The 1,336-nt window shown below is 42.4% G+C and carries 2 protein-coding genes; both read left to right on the top strand.

Features of this window, described 5'->3' with window-relative positions:
* Positions 1-278: 278 nt before the first annotated feature.
* The gene (locus CDZ78_RS22475) at positions 279-623 is read left to right on the top strand and encodes a hypothetical protein (RefSeq protein WP_087871594.1); all 345 of its coding nucleotides are present in this window, start codon (positions 279-281) and stop codon (positions 621-623) included.
* Entirely contained in the window at positions 551-1,183 is a 633-nt protein-coding gene (locus tag CDZ78_RS20490; protein ID WP_244559319.1) for a phosphohexomutase domain-containing protein, read from the top strand. Before CDZ78_RS22475 ends, CDZ78_RS20490 begins: the two co-directional genes overlap by 73 nt.
* Positions 1,184-1,336 lie beyond the last annotated feature (153 nt).

Genomic DNA, 1,336 nt, shown 5'->3' with positions numbered 1-1,336 from the left:
TATTTTTGCGAAAGCTTGTTTTGGGCATCCCAGCCCAAGCAAGCGGCAAAAACTTAACGCGACCACTAATGCCTTCGGCGCCCCAGACGTCCTGCGTACGTGCCACTTCGCCATTACCATCGTAAACTCGGTGCTGGCTTCGTAACACTCCCTCAAATGACTGGACGGCGTTTTTCGGAATGCCTTTTATTTTGTCTCCACCTACGCTAGCGCTACGATTCCGACAAAACAACGGCCCTACGCCTTCTGGGGACTACCAGCCCTCGCGTTCGCTCTCCATGGCTGGCAGCGTAGGTAAAAAGACTGCATTTAAAGTAAAAGATACCGCCTGGACTGTTTCATATTGGCATGATGGTAGCCTGGATTTAACATTGATAGGGCAAATACTTGGTATTATTCTTATTCCGGTTTTTATTTCCGGCCTTGCGTGCTATTTCGGCTATAGAAAATTAAATGCGTTATTAGTTGCCGATCAAAGCTCTGTTTTAAAAGCAACAAAAGATGTACTATCGAACCAGGCAGGGGTTAGCTATCCTGTTAGATTGCGGGTATGCGGGCTTTTATTTCCTCTATTATTCAGTTTAAACGTGAAAATGATATCGCTAATTCTAAAAATAATTTAGATATTTCGAGCCAGAAAACTGAAGCACTTTTTCTGGGAGCTCAATTCGACGGAATTGAAGTTAACGATGTTGATAGCGATGAGGCTGAAGCCATCAGTTCACTACCTGAATTTGCCAATATACAGGCAAGTTTGGAAACTAAAGTTGAGCCGACATTAAGACCGATACTAGCAACGGATAAGGTAGTTAAAACAGTGGTAAAAAAGTCGAGCCCGACAGATGTTGTTTTTCGAGCCTATGATATACGAGGTGTCGTTGATGAAACACTCACTAATGATATTGTTTACGATATTGGTCGGGCGCTTGGAAGCGAGGCTCTGGATCGAGGTATCAAAACTATCGTCACAGCTAAAGATGGTCGACTATCAAGCCCAGGATTAAGTAAAGTTCTTGCTGATGGGATTTTGTCAACGGGTACTGATATTCTTGATATAGGGGTGGTACCCACACCTGTCTTATATTTTGTAGCACATCACCATGACTGTCATTCGGGTGTTATGTTGACTGGTAGCCATAATCCGGTTAATTATAATGGTCTAAAATATAGTATTAGCTGGTGAAACCCTGTCAGGTGGTAGCATTCAAAACCTAAAAAATCGCATAGATACCGATAATCTTTATGGCAATCCACCGGGTAAGTTGATGGCAAACAGTATGTTTACCAATGAACTGAAGTTTCCCAATAATTATTTATGGTAAAATTGAAACTATGC

This window comes from Bathymodiolus platifrons methanotrophic gill symbiont (assembly GCF_002189065.1).
Taxonomy (GTDB): Bacteria; Pseudomonadota; Gammaproteobacteria; order Methylococcales; family Methylomonadaceae; genus Methyloprofundus.
Note: the sequence above shows the minus strand (reverse complement) of the source record. Positions and strands in the feature narration are given on the sequence as shown.

What these genes read in the sequence shown, in the direction of transcription:
- CDZ78_RS20490 (WP_244559319.1), top strand. Translation starts at nt 551, where the DNA reads ATGCGGGCTTTTATTTCCTCTATTATTCAGTTTAAACGTGAAAATGAT.
- CDZ78_RS22475 (WP_087871594.1), top strand. Translation starts at nt 279, where the DNA reads ATGGCTGGCAGCGTAGGTAAAAAGACTGCATTTAAAGTAAAAGATACC.